Raw genomic sequence first — 19,361 nt, forward strand, 5'->3', positions numbered from 1 at the left:
TCGTCTTTCTTTTTCGGGAATGGTGATATACCCATCTTCATCCATAGACGGCAAGTTTTTAAGATTGATCTTGGCCATGAGCATAATTCTTTGTTTTTTCTCTACCGGAGGACATGTACCTATTTTGAGTGTTGTTACAGTGACCCCATTACCAGTAACCTGGAATGAATTTAAGCCCTTCGGTGGCGGACTGAAATAAAGTATCGCAAGGCGAATAAATCTCACAGCTAACCTCGGAAGTGGTTCAAATTATTTATTAGCAGGCGACATAATAACCTTATTTTTTGTACAGGCGAACCGGCGGGTCGCCCTGACAGGGTAACCAGAAAGATCTCCATTATTGATTATCAAAATTCCATGAAAGTGATTAGGCATTACAACGCACGCATCTAATCTTATGCTCGGACGGACATCGGCTGTTCTTAACCATTCCGTTTCTACCACCCTACCCGAATCATTTAATATTCTCTCAACCGAATATTCTTGCGCCTGGAGGGTTCCATTGCCATGTGCTTATTATTTAGAAATAATCAGGGCTTAATCGCCAATACCCCGGCGCCATTGATTTTCCCGGCTTTGAGCAGTTGCAGGGCCTGGTTGGCTTCCTCCAGCCGGAATAGTTGGGTCTCGGTTTGAATCGGTATCTTAGCTGCCAGTTCCAGAAATTCCTGGCCATCCTGCGCTGGCGGTTACTGATCGCACGGTTTTCTCATAAAACAGGTGTTTTTCATAATCCAAGGACGGCACCGGGGACAGGTAAATCCCGGCCAGGGCCAGAGTACCACCTTTGTCCAGGACTCGCAGGGCTTCCGGGACCAGATTACCGGCCGGAGCAAAAATGATGGCGCTGTCCAGACGGGTGGGGGGGGTGTCCTCCGCCCGGCCCACCCAGGCGGCCCCTAGTTTGCGGGCCAGTTCCTGGTGTCCGGGGCTGCGGGTAAAGACCAGCACTTCACAGTCCCAATAATGGGCGACTTGGATGGCAATATGCGCCGAAGCTCCAAAACCATACAGCCCTAGGAAGCCTCCCGGTTTGATGTCGCTGAGCTTTAGGGCCCGAAAGCCGATGATTCCCGCACACATCAGCGGGGCCACGGCCAGATCCGAAAAGCCCTCGGGCAGCCGATAAGCAAAGTCGGCCGGTGCGGTAACCAGCTCGGCATAGCCGCCATCGCGGTGCAGTCCGGTAAACTGGGCCGAGTCGCATAAGTTTTCCCGGCCGCTCTGGCAATACTTGCAGTGCCCGCAGGTCTGATTGAGCCAGGCCAGGCCAACGCGCTCCCCTTTTTGAAAGCGGGTAGCCCCCGGCCCTTTATCCACTACTCGGCCAACTATCTGATGCCCTGGGATAATCGGCAGGCGCTGCAACGGCAATTCCCCTTCAACGGTATGTAGGTCGGTGTGGCAGACACCACAATAACTCACTTGGAGCAAAATTTCGCCCGGCCCGGGAGCAGGAGGGGGCAATTCGGTTAAACGCAGGGGATCATCCTTGATCGGCGCCGGGAAGTCCAGGATCATGGCCTTCATAAACACTTATCTGCCTTTGCTGATTTGCGAGATCGAATCCGAACGAACAGCCGATTTATTTTATCATAGCCTGATTCAGTCTCATAAGATTAAATTTTTTGCAACCCTTCAACTTGGCATTCCGGTTCCTTCTATTTATTTTGTCTGCCTTGAAAAAATTATTAATTTTATTATATTTATTAACAGTGAAATTTGTGACTGGCTCCCGGATGTCCACTGGGAGAAAGTTTCTGGTCAACCTAAGTTGTTACAAAGGATGATAAAACAAGGTCTAGACGAAGGCATTTCTATTCTTTAAAAAGGGGTAATCAATGACAAGACTGGCTCGCTTCTCCATCTGGTATATTGTGATGACTCTGTTGGTCTTCCTGATCCTGCAGAATTACCTGATCGGCCGTCGGGTACAAACCATAAGTTATAGTGAATTTCGAAAGTTGGTCGATAACCAAGGTGTCCAGGACTTGGTGGTTTACAGTGACACCATTACCGGAAAGCTTACTCCGGCCGGCGTGGAATTTCTGGCCCAAGAGCGTCAGGATCCAGAATGGGTGGAGCGCCTTAAACAACTAGGTGAAACCGAACCGGCCTTTTCCACGGTGCGTCTGGAAGATGCCAGCCTGCTGGAGCGGTTAGACAAACAGGGGATCGAATACTCCGCCCGCCTGGAAAAAACCTGGTTGACTTCCCTGCTTTCCTGGCTATTGCCCATGCTGTTGTTGGTGGGCATCTGGATCTATTTCTTCAGGAAAATCGGGGCCGGGCCTGCCGGCGGGCTGATGACCATTGGTAAAAGTAAGGCCAAGATCTATGTGGAAGGCGAAACCAAGGTGACCTTCAAAGATGTTGCCGGGGTAGAGGAGGCGGAGGAAGAGCTTAAGGAAATAATCGAATTTTTGAAAAATCCGGCCAAATTTCAGGTATTGGGAGGCAAAATCCCTAAAGGCGTGCTATTGGTCGGACCCCCAGGCACCGGTAAGACCCTGCTGGCCCGAGCCGTGGCCGGGGAAGCCAAAGTTCCCTTTCTGAGTCTGACCGGCTCCGATTTTGTCGAAATGTTTGTCGGCGTCGGCGCGGCGCGGGTGCGCGATCTGTTTGCCCAGGCGCAGGAAAAGGCTCCTTGCATTATCTTTATTGACGAACTGGACGCCCTCGGCAAGGCTCGCGGGCTCAGTCCGATGGGAGGCCACGAAGAGCGGGAGAACACCCTGAACCAGCTACTCTCGGAAATGGATGGCTTTGATACCCGCAAAGGGGTAATCATCATGTCTGCCACCAATCGGCCGGAGATTCTGGACCCGGCGCTGATCCGCCCCGGACGTTTTGATCGCCAAATCCTGGTTGACCGTCCCAGTCTCAAGGGGCGGGAAGAGATCCTGAAAGTTCATACCGGGGGAGTCAAAATGGCCCCTGAAGTTGATCTGCATAAACTGGCGGCCCGGACCCCGGGGATGGTGGGGGCGGACCTAGCCAATATCGTCAACGAGGCGGCGCTGTTGGCTGCCCGCCGCAATAAGCCGGCCATTGAAATGGTCGATTTTGAAGAGGCCATCGATCGGGTGGTAGCCGGGCTGGAAAAACGCAACCGAATGATGAATCCGCGGGAAAAGGAGATTGTCGCCTACCACGAGACCGGCCATGCCCTGGTGGCGGAATCGCTGCCCACCACCGACCGGGTGCATCGGGTCTCGATTATCCCTCGGGGTATCGGGTCCTTGGGCTATACCATGCAACTGCCCACCGAAGATCGCTACCTGATGACTAAATCGGAGTTGGAAGATCGAATGGCCGTGCTCTTGGGGGGTCGAGTGGGCGAGGAACTGGTTTTCGATGAGGTTTCCACCGGGGCTCAGAACGATCTTTATCGGGCCACCGACATCGCCCGCAGTATGGTCCGGGAATATGGCATGAGTGAAAAACTGGGACCGGTTACCTTCGAACGGGAGCGTCGCCCCCTGTTCCTGCAGACGGTCTTACCGCCAGGTTCCAAAGACTACAGCGAAGGCACCGCCCAGGAAATTGACCGGGAAGTGAGCGCCTTGGTCGAAAAGGCGCACCATCGGGCCCGGGACATCCTGGAATCCAAGCGGGAGATCCTGGAAAAGGTAGCCAAAATTCTCTTGGAGAAGGAAGTGCTGGAAGGCGATGAACTGAGGGAACTGCTCAACTCCGTAGCCTGACATAGATGGTCTCAGTCTCTCCGGCTGGCATCTCAATATTGATTCCACCAATACCTTTGTCGTTTCTCCTAAAATTAGCTTATATCAAGGCCTGGACATCTGTGTTAAGGTTGAAATTGGCCCCAAATCCGCCGGTAAATATCCCCGTATTCACTTTTCCACCGTCGGGGCTGATCTCTACAGGTCATGGTAGGGTCGGGGTTTCTTTTTTTGGGGCAATGTCCTGTGTTTTTTATAAGGTTGTCCAGGAGCTAGGGCTGGATAATTCGGACCAGGCGGAAGCCGATAAAGCCATCCGCATTGTGGGGGGCGGCAAACTGGCGGCAGGCGCAGCGCAAATCCCGGGCCCGGGAATACCAGGAACCGCCCCGCAACACCCTGAACCTACCGGATGGGGGGCCCGGAGGGTTCTCTCGGGGACTCTGCTTGTAGTACGCAGCCTCGTACCAATCCTGGCACCATTCCGCCACATTGCCGGCCAGATCAAACAGGCCATAGCCATTGGCCGGAAACCGCCCCACCGGGGCACTGTAACGATAGCCGTCATCGGCGTAAGTGTTCGGGTTATAATTGGCCCGGAAATGGCTCCGGGCATTGGGCGGCGCTGCCCCCCAGGGAAAGGGTTGCCCGACCAAACCACCCCGGGCCGCGGCTTCCCATTCGGCTTCAGTGGGCAAACGGTAAGTCTCGCCAGTCTCCCGACTCAGCCACTTAGCAAAGGCCACTGCGTCATGCCAGCTGACCCCAACCACCGGTTGGTCCGGGGCATTTAAATTTTTATCCAGCCAGTAGAGCGGTGCCGGGCAGCCGCTGGCCGCCAGAAAGCGGCTGTATTGGGCATTGGTGATTTCGGTGGCGGTAATGTAAAAGGGGCTTAAGGTGACCCGATGCTGAGGCCCTTCATTTAAATAGCGCCCTGGCTCCTCCAGAGGACTGCCGATCAGGTAGCTGCCTCCGGTGATCAGATTCAGCCGCATCCCCAGCTTATTCTGATATTGCGGCGGCAATCGGGCTGGTTCCGGACAGGCCTGGTCCGCCCTTCCCAATAGAGCGAAAATCACCAGAGTCAGGATGATCAGCCCCCAATGCTGAGGCCAGCATTTGACCCGACGCTCCATCTTCTCACCCAGATTAGTCCGTATTCATAACTTTTGAAAAGGCCAGATAAGGATAAATCAAAAACCATAAAATTTAAATTATAACACTTCGGCCCTGATAAATCTTGGCAAATCTGTGGATCTAGAGGTCAATTCCCTATCTCAAAATTCCGTCCTCGAGTTCAACCAAAATTTATGGAAAGACACTTTTGGCTGCCCCATTAGATGGTGATGGAAGTTATCATTATAAGAAAAAAATCACATGGGATTCTAGCTGTTTTATCAAATTGAGAAAATATTTATCATACCCAAATTATCAAATTAAAGTTAAAACGCAAAGAATTTAAATAATTATGAAGAATATTCCTCTGGGCATCAATATTGCTACTATAAGGTCCAACACTTAGGTAAGGAGGTTGATTAGCGATTAGTTGGATGCCGAAATTGATCAGATTATCCTTGCTAGTGGTCTTTTTGCTGGGAGTGGCTGGACACCGTCAGATAACCCACCAGGATGAGGCAAGCGGCCCGTGCAGGGAAGCCAAAGCCTTTGTTGATAAAAATCATCAAGGCCGACGTGGGGACGTCGGTTCCGAGATAGGCTACCCGGCCAGGGTTGGGATGTTACCCGATCCGGGGGCAAATGACGCCAAGGTAAAAAACGGCCAGATTATGGACCAGAAGTGTCAAAATCTTCCCCAAACCAAGAAAAAACGGGGCAGGTTTGTGGTAGCCTCCTGGTACGGGCCCAAGTTTCATGGGCGAACCATGGCTAATGGCCAGCGGTTTAATATGTATGCCTTAACCGTAGCCCATCGCACCCTACCCTTGGGCACCGAACTGGTTCTCATCAATCCCCGCAACGGCAAACAGGTCAGAGTGCGTGTCTCTGACCGGGGTCCTTATATCCACGGCCGTCATCTGGATGTATCTTACGAGGTCGCTCGTAAGCTGCATTTTGTAAGACGCGGCGTAACCCGGCTCCAAATGCAAATCATCGGTTAGTCCGGACCTAGCCCACCAGGTGGACTAAGAAGGCAGGAGGCAAGCCGCTCCTTGTGTTAGAGGGTGATCTTTTGCCTCAAGGCGGTGAAGTAGAGAGCCAGTCTGATCTCGCCAGGGTTGGCCAATCCCAGGGTATGAGCCGCCATCTCCTGATAGGCCAACAATTGGGGCCGGTATTTTTCGGCTTCCCGAGCCAGAAATTCAGGCACAGCTTCACCGGCATGAGGGCGAGAGGTTTTATAATCTACCAGCCACCATTGGCCGCCTTCAAAAATCAGGCGGTCGATCTGCCCCCGCCGAATCAGCCCTGGCTGGGGGCAATCTTCCAAAGCCCATTCGGTCCAGGCCTGGGGGTGGTCAGAACGAAGCAGGTAGGCTAAAAATGGTTCTTGCTGAGCGGCGGCAACCTCCTCCAGGATCTCCCTGGCTATTAAAGAGGCCGGTTCTTCCTCCAGGCCCAGACCGCGCAGGCTTGCCGTTACCGCGTTGTGGTCGGGCAGAGGCTCTCCCTGGGCCAACCAAGCCAGTAGCCGGTGAATGACTTCGCCCCGCGCCTTATTAACCAGGTTGTCCTCCAGGTAATCGACGCCGGGTTCGGAGCTTGGGGTCCAATGCCTTACCAGCGACGACGGCGATAACATCTGATAGGGCACCGGTTCCGGCTGGAATTGCAGTGGTTCCGGCAGGCGGGCAGGAGTATCCGGTTCGCCCTCAGATACGGCGGTCACCGGGTCGAGATAAAGGGTTAATCCTGAGGGCAGGTTTTGTGGCAGTTTGCTGGCCTCGCGGCCGGAGAGGCGGTCGTGACTCTGAATCCACCCCCAGGGGGTATCCGGAGCTGCCTTGAGCCGCCCCTGGGGGTCAACCTTAACCACGGCGCTTAAAAACAGGTTTTGTTTGGCCCGAGTCACGGCCACGTAGAATAACCTTCGGGCTTCGGCCAAGATGCGGCCCTGGCGCAATTTCCACAGCCGCTCATAAAGGGGATGGTGTCGCTCGTGGTGATAAGGTTTGGCCAGGGCCAAGGCCTGCACCCGGCTGTTAGGGAGTTGTTCCAACAAAAACGGGGGGGGCTCGCGGCGCACCCGGCCAAGCGGGTGCCAATCCAGAAAAGGCAAGAACACCTGACTGAATTCCAACCCCTTGGCGGCATGGACGGTCATCATCTCCACCGGGGCGCGACTGGCCTGAGGATCCGCGGGTTGAAAGGCATTCTCCAACTGGAAAGCCATCCGCTCCAGGGTAACTTCCGGTATTCCGGATTCGGCCTGAGCCAGTAACTCCAAATACCTCCGTGAGTTGGCTATCCCGGCCGCCCCGGCCAGCCGGGCCACACCTGCCCAGGCTGGCCAGCGGTTTAAAAGCTCCGTGACGATGGCGGCCAGGGGTTGGCGCCCCACCTGCTGGCGAGCCTGTTCCAGTAACCTGACCAGATGTTGCAGTTTTGCGCCGCACTTCTGGCCCGCAGCAAAGCGGCGCAGTTTGTCCCACCAGCGCTCCGCCGGTTCCCGGGCAATGGCGGCCAGATCATCTAGATTTTGGCGGGCCCAGGGAGACCGCAGCACTCCGACCCAGGCCAGATCATCCTGAGGTCGGACCAAGGCCCGGGTCAGGTTAACCACATAAGGAACCAGGGGATCGTCAGTAAGCTTTAAACCCTCTTTGACTTTTACCGACACCTTGGCCTGCTGGAGAGCCTCGAGGTAGTATCGCAGGTGGGTACGGGTAAAAAGTAAGATGCCGATTCGGTCCCCCTCAGCCAAGGTTGACAGGCGTTGTTTAACCTGATAGGCCAGCCAGCAAGCCTCGGCCTGGCGAGGTTGATTATTTTCCGCATTGACCCCAAAAAGGGCCAGCTCCGGCAGAACTCCAAGAGCCGCGTCCGGTTTTGGGGTGGCAGCCTGGAATCTTACCTCATCTACCGACGGGTCGGGATTGGCCATCACGGTCTTCTCAAACAGCTCATTAACCCAGGTAATCAGGGCTTTGGTGGAGCGAAAGTTGGTGGTCAGCAAGCGGGATTCCAGCAGGAACGGGGTCTGCTCAGGACAGCGCAAGCCTTGGGCGGCCTGGACAAAAAACTGCACCCGGGCCTCCCGCCAGCCATAAATGGATTGTTTGGGATCGCCGACCACAAACAGGCTGCGGCCGTCTCCCGCCTGCCAGCCGGAAATTATCCGGCATAATAGATCGTGTTGATTCTGGCTGGTATCCTGAAATTCATCCACCAGTAGATGTTTCAAGCGGTAATCCCAGAGAAGCATAATATCGCTGGGCTCAAATGTATTGAACAGCCGCAGGGCCGCTTGCTCCAGGGCAATGAAATCTATCGCCCGGCGTTCCCGGCAAAGTTGCTCATAGCTGGCAATGGTCTGGCCAATGAGCAAGACCAGATCATGGAGGGCCGTCACTTCCCCGGGACTGGCCGCGGCCAGGGACCAACTCCGGCAGCGATGCAGCCAATCTACCGCCTCCGGAGACAGGGCCTGAATCAGCTCGGCCCAATTGGTATTTTTAAAACCAGTATAAAAGCCACTTTTCGGTCCCCAACTCTTGCGCGGTTTGCCCTCTTTAGTTAACAGGATATCAGCCAGAGCCTGCCAATCAGCCAGCCCTGGCAGACCCGGAGCGGGCAGTTGGCCGGGCAGCCGGGCCGCGGCCTTAGCTCCGGCCAGGCGCAAATGCTGCCAAAAATCTGGCCATTGTTTTCCTAAGGGAGTGGCGGCAAAAGCCGCGTGCAGGGCATCTAAATCTTGTAATACCAAGAATTCCAGGCGTTCCTGCATTACTTGCTGATATTTACTGCTATCCTTACTGAGTCGGGCCAGTTCCAGGAAATCAGTGAGCAGATCCCGCCGTCCGATTAAGTCATGTAATTCCCGGGCCAGACGGGACCAATTATTATCCAGGCGCAACAGGCGGTTGACCAGGGCCTGGCGCACGGGGTGCTCAGCCGGTTGATCCACTAGACGGCGACGCATCAGTTCCAGGGCCTGGTATTGCAGCCAGCCCTGTTCTTCGTCTTCGAGCAGATCGACTCCGGGTAAAATTCCGGCTTCATAAGGAGCCTGGCCGACCAGCTGATGACAGAAACTATGGAAGGTCATGACCGGCAGACTATCCGGGGTCAACAGCACCTCGGGAGGATGGGCCTTCCCGGCCTCATAAGCCAGGGCCGGCAGATTAAGCTCTTCCTCAGCGTTCGCAGCTGGTGGCGGGCTGTTCCGGGCTTGGCATAATAAATCAAACAGTCTGATTTTAACCTCGCCGGCCGCCTGGCGGTTGAAGGTCAGGACCAGAATCTCGGCGGGGTGGTTGACCCGGGCCAGTAAGGTCAGAAACCGGGCTACCAGTTGGGTGGTCTTACCGGAGCCGGCCGGGGCCTCCAGATGAAAACTTTCTCCATCCGCCAGGAGCTGGCGACGAACCTGGCTGTCGGCTAATAAATTAGAACAGCTCATGATTCCAGGTCAAACTTATCTTTTGTCTCCAGGAAGGGGTAGCCACAGATCAGCCGGTAGGGACAATACTGACAGGCACCCTCCTCCCGTTGGTTAGGGGCCGGTTTCGGATCAGGGAGAAAATTGCCCTGATGCAGCCGGTTCCCGATTTGGGCGATTATCAACTTCCATTCCGCCAATTCCGCCTCCCAGTAGCAGGGCTCCAGATCCCAGGTCTGAAATTTCACTGCCTTACTGGATTTCAGCTGAATATAGCCTGCCCTGGCCGGTTTCCAGGCCCGAGCCTGTTTTACCCGGCCCTGCTGCAAAGCCATTAAATAACCTATTAGCTGAAAGCGCAGCCGGTCACCAAACATCTGACGCCAGTCGGGAATCTGGCCACACTTATAATCCCATACCATATAGGCCTGGTTCGGGTGGTAGTCCAGCCGATCAATGCGCCCTTTTAAGGTAAAAGGCCAGCCCGGCACGGTCACCCCAGAGAATTTTATTTCTTCTCCGGCCCACTTCCAACCTTCGTTATAGCGTTCCTTCTCCTGTTCCAGCCAGTGCCATAAGAATCCTGGGGTCTCCTCGTCTTCCGACAACCAACGCTGCAGTTCCACCTGCCAGTGGAGATCGTCGCCATATGGTTTGAGGACTTGGGCTACCGCCTCCTTCAGGGTGGCGCGGGCCTGAAAGTCGTTCCAGTGGTTGTGTTTTTTCAAATAGACCTTAAAATTTTGGACAAACCGGGCCAGGGCCTCATGCAGCCGGGCACCACGTTCGATGGCCTCAGGTCCAGCTTCAATCTCAGGCAAGGGAGCAAGCTCGAGAAGATTTTCCAGGAAGAACCGACAGGGACAGGCGCGGGCGTTGTCGATATCGGTGATAGATAGTTCAAGAGGAAGCGAGAACTGGGATAACAGGTCATCCGGCTCAACCACCGGTTGCCCCTGGGGATGGATAAGAGCCTCACGGATTGCCTGGACCCGCAGCCAGGCTGGCTCTGGCTGGACCAGATGGTCCATCGTGGCATCAATCCAGTTTCCGGTCCAGATAGGGGTGGCAGCTAATGGTTCATCGCCGCTTAGATGCGGCCGGGTCAAGGTAAGATGGGGGGCGACACCCAGAAGACTGGCAAAAATCTGCTTAGCAAAGGCATATTGGCTATCTATGGTGCCCCCCAACACCTGGCGGCGTTCGGCCGCGTCCAGCAAAGGTAACTGGCGGCAGGGCCAGGGGAAAGTACCGGCATTCATGCCCAAACAAAAAACCCGGTCAAAATCAAGATTGCGCAATTCCAACAGCCCCATGATCTGAAAACCGGCTTCTTCCCGGCCAGAGCCAGCCAGAAGGCGGAGTTGAGCCGCGTGCCCGAGCCAGGACTGGAATTCCCGAGCGTCTAACCGCACTGATCCCAGAACTCGCTCTACATCTTGGAGAAGTTCTTCCAGGACGGACATCGCCTGGGCTTCCGGGTCATTCAGTTCCACCGGAAAACCCAGTAACCGCCAGGTCTGTTTCAAGGCTGCGATCCACTCCCGGCCTGATTGGGGGCTTACCAGAAAAGCCTTCAGCGCGGGTTCCAGGCTGCTCAGCACCTCAGCCCCGAGGCCGTCAGCCAGGTTCGGTTGGCGGTGCCAGGCCTGGCGCAACCGGGGCCAGCCGTGGTCCACACCCTGTTCCCGAAACACCAGGTCTAATTCGACTCCGAACTCGTTTTGGGCCCCCAGACGGCCATAATAGGGAGAAAGCAGCAGCGAAATCAGAGATGAGCGTAATTCGCCCTCGGTAAAAAAAGTTAGAGGCAGGATGCCGACCTGAAACAGCGGATGCTCGGCCAGGCTGGAGCCGTGGGAAAAATTATAGGCCACCCGGCCCCCTTCACAGGCTGGGCCCAGAAGCTCGGCCAACATCCGCTGGAAAGGAGCGGCGTAGTCATCCATGGCCGGGGAGGTGACCGCCACCCGGTGCGGTGTCAGACCCCCATGATGAGACGCCTCTAATATTCGGGCCGCCACCCACTGCATCTCTTGTTCGACATCGGGTAGGGTTACCGCGGTCTGAACCACGCTGGGGGAGCCTTGGACCAGCAGCCTTTCAAGATCAGTGCGGTTCGCCAATTCCTGGAACCAGGCTTCTTCAACCGGGGCCGGGGCCTCAAAGCCCAGAGCCAAGATCCGGGGCGGCAAAGAGATTTTACCCAGCCGCAGTTCCTGCAATAGATAACTTGGCAACTGCCCCGGCGTAATAAGATGCTGTTCCGTCAATTGAGCTTCAAAAATCTGACAGATAGCCCGTCGCCAGGCCACAAGAGGCGGGCCTTCGCCGGCAGGCAGGGTAGATGAGATCAGGTGACGGGAAAGAATAGCATGAGTTTCATCCAGGCGATGGGCCAGAGCCAGGTCAACAGCAAGATCTGCCAGCCGGGGGCCGGATTGCATGGCCTCCTCCCAGAGGCGCAAACGCTTCAGGTCGGTGGCCAGGCATAGCGGCGGCCATAAGGACTCGAAAAGCTGTTGGAACCATTGGTTGAGGGTCAGAATGGGCAACGGTTCCCAGCCCGCCAAACCCTGGCTCAACTTCTGTTGCCGTTCGGCGTGCCACAGCTGCCGGGCCAGGCGATCATGGGATACCAGAATTAGGTCTCCCGGCCTCGATTCCACCAGCATATACTGATGCAACACGGCGGCGCTAGTAAAAGACCTATACAATACCATGGCTGGTTGTGGAAAATTGGGACTGCCAAGATCTTACCCAAACTGAGGCCGCAAGGGAAGAACTTTTCGCCAGGTTAATCTAACCCTCATTGCTATTTTGAGTCGCCGCACAGATTTTTCACCTAAATCATCGCCGCTGGGCATTTAAATAAAAGTTATTGACAAATAAATTTTCTTGTTTATAATTATGTATAGATATTTATCCGTTTAGAAAAAACTGGTCCAAAGGAGGAACCTCAATGGCGGACATCGAGAGCAGGAGTGTAGACCCAGGTACTCAAGAAATGTTGAAACACGCTCAGGAACAGGGCGTGGAGACTATCTGGGACCGGGCCGAGAAGATGAAACCATGCCCCATTGGAGCCGAAGGCGCTTGTTGCCGTATCTGTTCCCAGGGCCCCTGCCGGATACCCAAGCCCAAAAAGAAAAAGGGCGAGGAAGAGCCGGAGGAAGTTAAGGCTCGCATGGGGGTCTGCGGGGCTACTGCAGAGACCATTATTGCCCGGAACTTTGCCCGCATGGTCTGCGGCGGCGCCGCGGCCCATAACGACCATTCCCGGGGTGTGGCCAAACTCTTTAAAGAGGTGGCACATGGCAAGGCTCCGGGGTACAAGATTAAAGATGTCACCAAACTGAAGCAAATCGCCCTGGATTATGATGTGGCAATCACTGAAGGTGAGGGCGACGACCAGAAGCCTCGCTCTACCGAAGCCATTGCCCAGGAATTGGCTGATAAGATCATGGCCGAATTCGGTCAGCAAGAAGGCGAGCTGGTATTTGCTGCCAAGCGGCCTCCCAAGAAGCGGGTGGAGTTGTGGCGCCACCTGGGCGTCATGCCACGCGGCTGCGATATTGAAATCGTGGAGTTAATGCATCGCACCCATATGGGAGTGGACCAGGAATATCATAATATCCTCAAGCAATGCACCCGGACCGCGATATCGGACGGCTGGGGCGGCTCCATGATCTCCACCGATCTGCAGGATGTCCTGTTTGGCTGCCCGGTACCGGTGCACGGCGAAATAAACTTAGGAGTTCTCAAAGAGGATCATGTCAACATTATCATTCATGGTCATGAGCCGGTATTGCCGGAGATGATCTATGTGGCCTCCCAGGAGGCCGAAATGGTGCAGTATGCCCAAAACAAGGGGGCCCAGGGAGTGCAACTGGCCGGCATGTGCTGTTCGGCCAATGAGCTGTTGATGCGCCACGGCATTCCGGTAGCGGGCAACTACCTGCAGCAGGAACTGGCTATCACCACCGGCGCGGTGGATGCCATGATCGTCGATGTCCAGTGCGAAATGCAGTCGCTGGCCAACGTTGCCAAATGCTACCACACCAAGTTGATCACCACCGATCCCCGGGCGCGCATCGAAGGCGAAACCATGCATATACCCATGGATGAGCACCATGCTATGGATATTGCCCGCCGGATCGTCCGGGAAGCGATTGACAATTTCCCCAACCGCCGGGCCCCGGTATTGATTCCAGAGGCCAAGTATCCTACCGTAGTGGGCTTCAGCATGGAGACCATCCGCTATCTGTTGGGCGGCTCTATCCGCGGTTCTTATTATACTCTTAATGACAACATCATCGGCGGACGGGTGCGGGGCATCGCCGGAGTGGTGGGCTGTAACAACTGCCGTACCATGCACGACAATTCCCATCTGGAAATGACCAAGGAATTGCTTAAGAACGATATCATTGTCCTGGTCACCGGCTGTAGCGCCATGGCCTCCGGCAAGGCGGGTCTGTTGACCCCGGAAGCCGCGGTGAAGTACTGCGGCCCCGGGTTGGCCGAGGTCTGCGAGACCGTAGGGATTCCGCCGGTATTGCATATGGGTTCCTGCGTGGACAATTCCCGCATCCTGATGGCCGCGGCGGCCTGCGTCAAAGCTGGCGGGCTGGGCAATGACATCAGCGACCTGCCCGCAGCCGGGGCGGCCCCCGAGTGGATGAGTGAAAAGGCCATCTCCATCGGCCACTATTTCGTCTCCTCCGGCGTTTATACCATCTTTGGGGTTAGCTGGCCGACCCTGGGTTCGGACATCCTGACCGACTACCTGTTCCGCGGTCTAGAAGAGGAGTTGGGCGGCAAATGGGATTTCGAGCTCGATCCGGTGCTGGCCGCCAAAAAGATGATCGCCCATATCGACAAGAAGCGCGCTGCCCTGGGCATCGACAAGGCCCGGGAGCGGGTGCTCTACGATATGGCCATGCGCCGCGAGCTGGAAGAGAAAGCCGCGGCCGCGGGCGAAGAGTAAATCTGGCCAACATCCTGGCGCTTAACTGTCAGGACATTCTCAAACCACACTTTGCCTAAAGTGAGCCGGGTGGGGATTATGCCCTGCCCGGCTTTTTTATGGGCCAGTCTCTGACCTGATTGACAAATAAACCAAAGAACTATTATATATGGGATATGAAATCAGGGAAAACCGCGCCCCCCCATTATCACGGTCATCGCCAGCGGCTGCGGACCCGCTTTCTGCAAGCCGGTCCCGAGAGCATGCAGGATTATGAAATTTTAGAGTTGCTGCTCACCTTTGCTATTCCCTACTCCGATGTCAAGCCGCTGGCCAAACGTCTGTTGGCTCATTTCGGCTCCTTCACCGGGGTCCTGGATGCCTCGTTTGAGGACCTGGTCAAGGTGGATGGCCTAAGAGATTATTCCGCCACCCTGATCCGCCTGACCAAGGCCTGCGCCGAATATTATCTCAAGGAAGAAGTCCTGAAGCGGCAACGCATTCCCTCGCTGACCGCCCTGGTGGACTACTGTCGGGTCTCCATGGGAGGTCTCAAGGATGAGCAATTCCGGGTGATCTTCTTGAACACCCAGAACGAAATCATTGCCGAAGAGATCATTCAGGAGGGCACGGTGAACCAGGCGGTAGTTTATCCCCGTAAGATCCTGGAAATGGCCCTGAAACACAAAGCCACCGGGCTGATTTTAGTCCACAATCATCCCAGCGGCAATCTGACCCCGTCGGCCGCGGATCGCGAACTGACCCGGGCCATTATTCAAGCCGCCGAGGCCTTAAACTTAGTAGTCCACGATCACCTGATCATCGGCCGTCAGGGTTACTTCAGCCTGGCGGAGAATTCTCTGCTTTAGGGCCCACGGAGTAAGCAAATTGGAAGTCCTAATACAGCAGAACCGGACCGAAGTATTTTTCCAATGTCCCCACTGCGGGGAGGAATCGGTGCTCCCTGTAATCCCCGGGTGGAATAAATTGGACTGCCCCTACTGTGCTTATTATCTTATCGTTTACCAGGATGAGGCTGCCCGTCTCTGGAGCCGCACTCCGGGAGTGCTGCAATCCCCCCATTGATCTATACCTGGTTTGACAAAATTTGCCATTGCCCTTGCTATTTAGAAATTGTTTTATAATCTCAGGCGCTAACAGGGTTGTTTCTCTTTGCCCAAGTTTGTACAATATAATTTTAAATTTTAGGGAGATTCACCTCAGATGGCATTAATTGTCCAGAAATACGGCGGCACCTCAGTAGCCAATCCGGAGCGCATTGCCAATGTTGCTAACCGGGTGGTCAAAGGCTGGCGGGAAGGCCACCGCATGGTGGTAGTGCTGTCGGCCATGGCCGGAGAAACCGACCGGCTGATTCAGCTGGCTCGCAACCTGTCCGAAGATCCAGACCCTCGGGAACTCGATGTGCTGTTGGCTACCGGCGAGCAGGTAACCGTCGCCCTGTTTAGCATGTTCCTGAAATCCCAAGGTATTCCGGCGACGTCGCTTCTCAGTCACCAGGCTCGCATCTATACCAATCGGGCTTATGGCCGGGCCCGGATTGTTGGCATTGATACGGCCCGCATTCTGGAGGAACTTAAAAAAGACCGGATCGTCACCGTCGCCGGTTTCCAAGGGGTGGACGAAGTCGGCAATATCACCACCCTGGGGCGGGGTGGCTCGGACACCACCGCGGTAGCCATTGCTGCGGCTCTGAAGGCTGATCTTTGTGAAATCTATACCGATGTGGAAGGGGTTTATACCACTGATCCTCGCATTTGCCCGCAATCCCGAAAATTAGAACGCATCTCCTACGACGAAATGCTGGAATTGGCCTCTTTGGGAAGCAAGGTCTTGGAAATCCGTTCCGTCGGTTTTGCCAAACGCTATAATGTGCCCCTGCATGTCCGTTCTAGCTTCACGGAGCGGCCAGGGACCCTGGTGACTAAGGAGGATAAGGACATGGAAGACATCCTGGTAACAGGCGTAACTTACAGCAAAAACGATGCCCGGGTTACCATAACCAGGGTACCCGACGTTCCAGGTATAGCCGCCCGGATTTTCAATCCGGTAGCCGAGGCCAACCTTGTGGTCGATATGATCATCCAGAATACCAGTATTGAGGGGCTTACCGATCTGACCTTCACCGTCCCCAAAGGTGACCTGAAAAAAACCCTGGAATTGATCGGACCGGTAGCCCAGGAGATCGGGGCCGATAAATTGATCAGCGATGATAATATTGCCAAGGTCTCCATCGTCGGAGTCGGGATGCGCAATAACGCTGGCGTGGCCTCCCGGATGTTTTCTACCTTGGCCGCCGAAAATATCAATATCCTGACCATCAGCACTTCAGAAATCAAAATTTCCTGTGTGATTGAAGATAAATATACCGAACTGGCAGTGCGGGTGCTCCATGATGCCTTTGGTCTGGAGAATGCCAGACCTCGAAAAACCCTAACGTAACAAGGAAAGGTTATGCGACGCGTTAAAATTTATGACACTACCCTGCGCGACGGTACCCAGGCCGAGGATTTCAATCTGTCTTTGGCAGATAAAATCCGCATTGCCAAAAAACTGGCGCAGATGGGGATCGATTACATTGAAGGGGGCTGGCCTGGCTCCAATCCCCGGGACAAGGATTTTTTCTCCGAGATTCACAATTATAACCTGGGCCAAAGCTATATAACCGCCTTTGGCAGCACCCATCACAAGGATCGCCCCCCGGAAACAGACCCGATTTTCCAGGAATTGCTGATCAGCCGGGCACCAGTGATTACCATCTTCGGCAAGTCTTGGACTTTCCACGTGAAAGAGGTATTACGTACTACTTTGGAGCGCAATCTGGAGATCATCACCCATTCCCTGCGCTACCTCAAGCCTCGGGTGGTCGAGCTTTTTTATGATGCCGAGCATTTCTTTGATGCCTTCCAGGACGATGCGGAATATGCCCTAAAAACCCTGGAAGCGGCCATTGCCGGCGGAGCCGATTGTTTAATTCTATGTGACACCAACGGCGGCACGGTGACATCGAAATTAGTAGAAATTATCAAAGCGGTGCAGCAGCGCTTTCCAGGAGTACCCTTAGGAATCCATGCTCATAATGACTCTGACCTGGCGGTGGCCAACAGCATCGCCGCGGTAGAGCAGGGGGTGGAACAGGTGCAGGGCACCATCAATGGGGTGGGGGAGCGCTGCGGCAATGCCAATCTGTGCTCGATTATTCCTAACCTCAAAATAAAACTGGGCTTTGACTGCATTAGTGATGAAAACCTCAAGCGACTCACGGAACTGTCAAGATATATTTATGAATTAGCAAATATGCACCCCAATCGTTATCAGCCTTATGTTGGCAAGAGCGCTTTTGCTCATAAAGGTGGGGTGCATGCTGCCGCTGTCAAACTCAACCCCCGGGCCTACGAGCACATCAACCCGGAAATTGTCGGTAACTGCCGCAAATTCCCGGTGTCGGACCTATCCGGTAAGAGCACAATTTTTCTTAAGGCCAAAGACCTGGAACTGGAGCCTGCCGCCCATGATCGCAGTGTCTCTGCGGCCTTGGAGATGATTAAAGAACTAAATATTAATCTGCCCCCGGCCAGCACCGGGGTGTTAGATAACATCCTCGATAAAGTCAAGCAACTGGAGTCGCAAGGCTACCAGTTCGAGGGCGCCGATGCTTCTCTGGAGTTGTTGCTGCGGGCCGGGTTTGGACAGTTTAAGGAATATTTCCACCTCCAGGGCTATCGAGTAGTCGATCAGAAGGCTGGACCACATAATTCGACCATCCCCGAGGCCACGGTTCAGGTGCGGGTGGGGTCATTCGAGGTGCATACCGCGGCCCTGGGCAACGGCCCGGTAAACGCCTTATATAATGCCCTGTTAAAGGCATTGTTGCGGTTTTTCCCGCGGTTGGCGGAGATGCGCCTGGAAGACTATAAGGTCCGGGTCCTCCCAGGCTCAGGAGGGACCGAGGCCAAGGTGCGGGTGCTGATCGAAACCCGGGACGCCCATGACCGCTGGGGGACGGTCGGGGTTTCCTACGACATTATCGAGGCCTCCTGGCAGGCCTTGGTGGACAGCATCAATTACAAGCTGTTCAAGGATGAACGTCAGTCCGGCTAATCCCAAAGAGTACCTGATCCGCTCCCAACAAGGAGTAATCCTGCTGCTCGGCATTATCCTGATGGGACTTTTGCTAGGACGGAGCGGACTGGTTGGAGGAGAGGCCGCGTCCTCCGCTTCTTCTGGCAAAATCTACTGGGTGGAAATAGGCGGCGCGGTAGCTCGACCCGGGGTTTATGACTTCCCCCAACCTCCAGAGATACAACAACTCTGGGCAGTGGGAGGTGGTCCAGGCCTCCCTCCGGCCCTGTCCCAGCCCCTGGCCAGCGGCAGCCGGATCATGGTGGCAAAGGATGGCTCCTATACCCTGGACCGCATGTCGGGGGCGAAATTGTTGGTTCTGGGTCTGGCTATTGATCTCAATAATGCCAATGCTAGGGATCTGGAGGCCATTCCGGGGATCGGCCCGGTACTGGCCGCACGCATTATCCAATACCGGGAAACAAATGGTCCTTTTAATCAGATAGAGGAGTTATCCAAGGTTAACGGCATCGGACCGAAAAATTTGGAAGAAATCCGACCCCATCTGACCATCTTGGCAAATCAGCCTGGTAATGGGCAAAATACTGAGAATCATCAGGGAAAGAAGTGACTGATAGTCACTTTATTCATGCAAGGTAGGCCAGGGGAAGGGCCACTGGCTCCTGGCCCCTCCCCAAGATTTTACATCACGCTATATAATACTATATGGCCTAAACCAATAGCTCATAAGGAGAATTTAGATGACCGTTGAACCCAAGCCTCAGATTTATTATTCTCAAGATGAAATAGCCAAACTATTAAGTTCCGAAAGCCCGATCAGAGCAGAAAGAAGAACATATCAACCCTGTCTGTGTGCCCGGCTGCAGGCAGGGGCCGGAGGGGCCCGGCCCCTGCCTGGCTTTGAGCTGGAGGTGTTGCGGTCCGCCCAGGAACATCGGGCGGGCCGGCTCCGGGTGGTCACAATGTCATTGCCGGAGTGTTTGAGGCCGCTAAACAGGCCCACCCGGACAATCGCCTGATCGGCTTTCTGGCTGGTCCTAAA

The 19,361-nt window shown here is 54.9% G+C and carries 12 protein-coding genes and 1 pseudogene; 9 read left to right on the top strand and 4 right to left on the bottom strand.

Annotated elements, in window-relative coordinates; genetic code table 11:
- Positions 1-530: 530 nt before the first annotated feature.
- Positions 531-1,530, bottom strand: a pseudogene (locus JRG72_09660) (zinc-dependent alcohol dehydrogenase family protein).
- Positions 1,531-1,850: 320 nt separating this feature from the next.
- Here JRG72_09660 and ftsH point away from each other — a divergent pair.
- Positions 1,851-3,707, top strand: coding sequence for an ATP-dependent zinc metalloprotease FtsH (gene ftsH, locus JRG72_09665; GenBank protein ID MBW2135471.1), 1,857 nt, complete (start codon positions 1,851-1,853; stop codon positions 3,705-3,707).
- Positions 3,708-3,958: 251 nt separating this feature from the next.
- On the opposite strand, the gene JRG72_09670 is transcribed toward ftsH, so the two are convergent.
- The gene (locus tag JRG72_09670) at positions 3,959-4,825 is read right to left on the bottom strand and encodes a formylglycine-generating enzyme family protein (GenBank protein MBW2135472.1); all 867 of its coding nucleotides are present in this window, start codon (positions 4,823-4,825) and stop codon (positions 3,959-3,961) included.
- A gap of 414 nt (positions 4,826-5,239) precedes the next feature.
- Here JRG72_09670 and JRG72_09675 point away from each other — a divergent pair, with 414 nt between their 5' ends.
- On the top strand, positions 5,240-5,809 hold the full coding sequence (locus JRG72_09675) for a septal ring lytic transglycosylase RlpA family protein (protein ID MBW2135473.1): 570 nt from the start codon (positions 5,240-5,242) through the stop codon (positions 5,807-5,809).
- A gap of 56 nt (positions 5,810-5,865) precedes the next feature.
- On the opposite strand, the gene JRG72_09680 is transcribed toward JRG72_09675, so the two are convergent.
- Together JRG72_09680 and JRG72_09685 are read right to left on the bottom strand one after the other, a co-directional pair.
- Positions 5,866-9,270: a UvrD-helicase domain-containing protein gene (locus tag JRG72_09680; protein ID MBW2135474.1), complete on the bottom strand. Its 3,405-nt coding sequence runs from the start codon at positions 9,268-9,270 to the stop codon at positions 5,866-5,868.
- On the bottom strand, positions 9,267-11,972 hold the full coding sequence (locus JRG72_09685) for a PD-(D/E)XK nuclease family protein (GenBank protein ID MBW2135475.1): 2,706 nt from the start codon (positions 11,970-11,972) through the stop codon (positions 9,267-9,269). Before JRG72_09685 ends, JRG72_09680 begins: the two co-directional genes overlap by 4 nt.
- 239 nt (positions 11,973-12,211) lie before the next feature.
- On the opposite strand from JRG72_09685, the gene cooS reads away from it, so the two are divergent.
- From cooS to JRG72_09720, 7 genes are all read left to right on the top strand, one after another.
- Positions 12,212-14,236, top strand: a complete 2,025-nt coding sequence (gene cooS / locus JRG72_09690) for an anaerobic carbon-monoxide dehydrogenase catalytic subunit (protein MBW2135476.1) — start codon at positions 12,212-12,214, stop codon at positions 14,234-14,236.
- A 155-nt stretch (positions 14,237-14,391) separates the two neighbouring features.
- Positions 14,392-15,084: a DNA repair protein RadC gene (gene radC, locus JRG72_09695; protein ID MBW2135477.1), complete on the top strand. Its 693-nt coding sequence runs from the start codon at positions 14,392-14,394 to the stop codon at positions 15,082-15,084.
- A gap of 19 nt (positions 15,085-15,103) precedes the next feature.
- On the top strand, positions 15,104-15,301 hold the full coding sequence (locus JRG72_09700; GenBank protein ID MBW2135478.1) for a hypothetical protein: 198 nt from the start codon (positions 15,104-15,106) through the stop codon (positions 15,299-15,301).
- A gap of 138 nt (positions 15,302-15,439) precedes the next feature.
- Entirely contained in the window at positions 15,440-16,678 is a 1,239-nt protein-coding gene (locus JRG72_09705; GenBank protein MBW2135479.1) for an aspartate kinase, read from the top strand.
- A gap of 12 nt (positions 16,679-16,690) precedes the next feature.
- Complete coding sequence (locus tag JRG72_09710) at positions 16,691-18,337, top strand: citramalate synthase (GenBank protein MBW2135480.1); 1,647 nt, start codon at positions 16,691-16,693, stop codon at positions 18,335-18,337.
- The gene (locus tag JRG72_09715) at positions 18,318-18,929 is read left to right on the top strand and encodes a helix-hairpin-helix domain-containing protein (protein MBW2135481.1); all 612 of its coding nucleotides are present in this window, start codon (positions 18,318-18,320) and stop codon (positions 18,927-18,929) included. Before JRG72_09710 ends, JRG72_09715 begins: the two co-directional genes overlap by 20 nt.
- A gap of 130 nt (positions 18,930-19,059) precedes the next feature.
- Positions 19,060-19,338, top strand: coding sequence for a hypothetical protein (locus JRG72_09720; protein MBW2135482.1), 279 nt, complete (start codon positions 19,060-19,062; stop codon positions 19,336-19,338).
- Positions 19,339-19,361: the final 23 nt, after the last annotated feature.

The sequence above is a fragment of the Deltaproteobacteria bacterium genome (assembly GCA_019309545.1).
In the GTDB taxonomy this organism is placed as follows: Bacteria; Desulfobacterota; Desulfobaccia; order Desulfobaccales; family Desulfobaccaceae; genus Desulfobacca_B.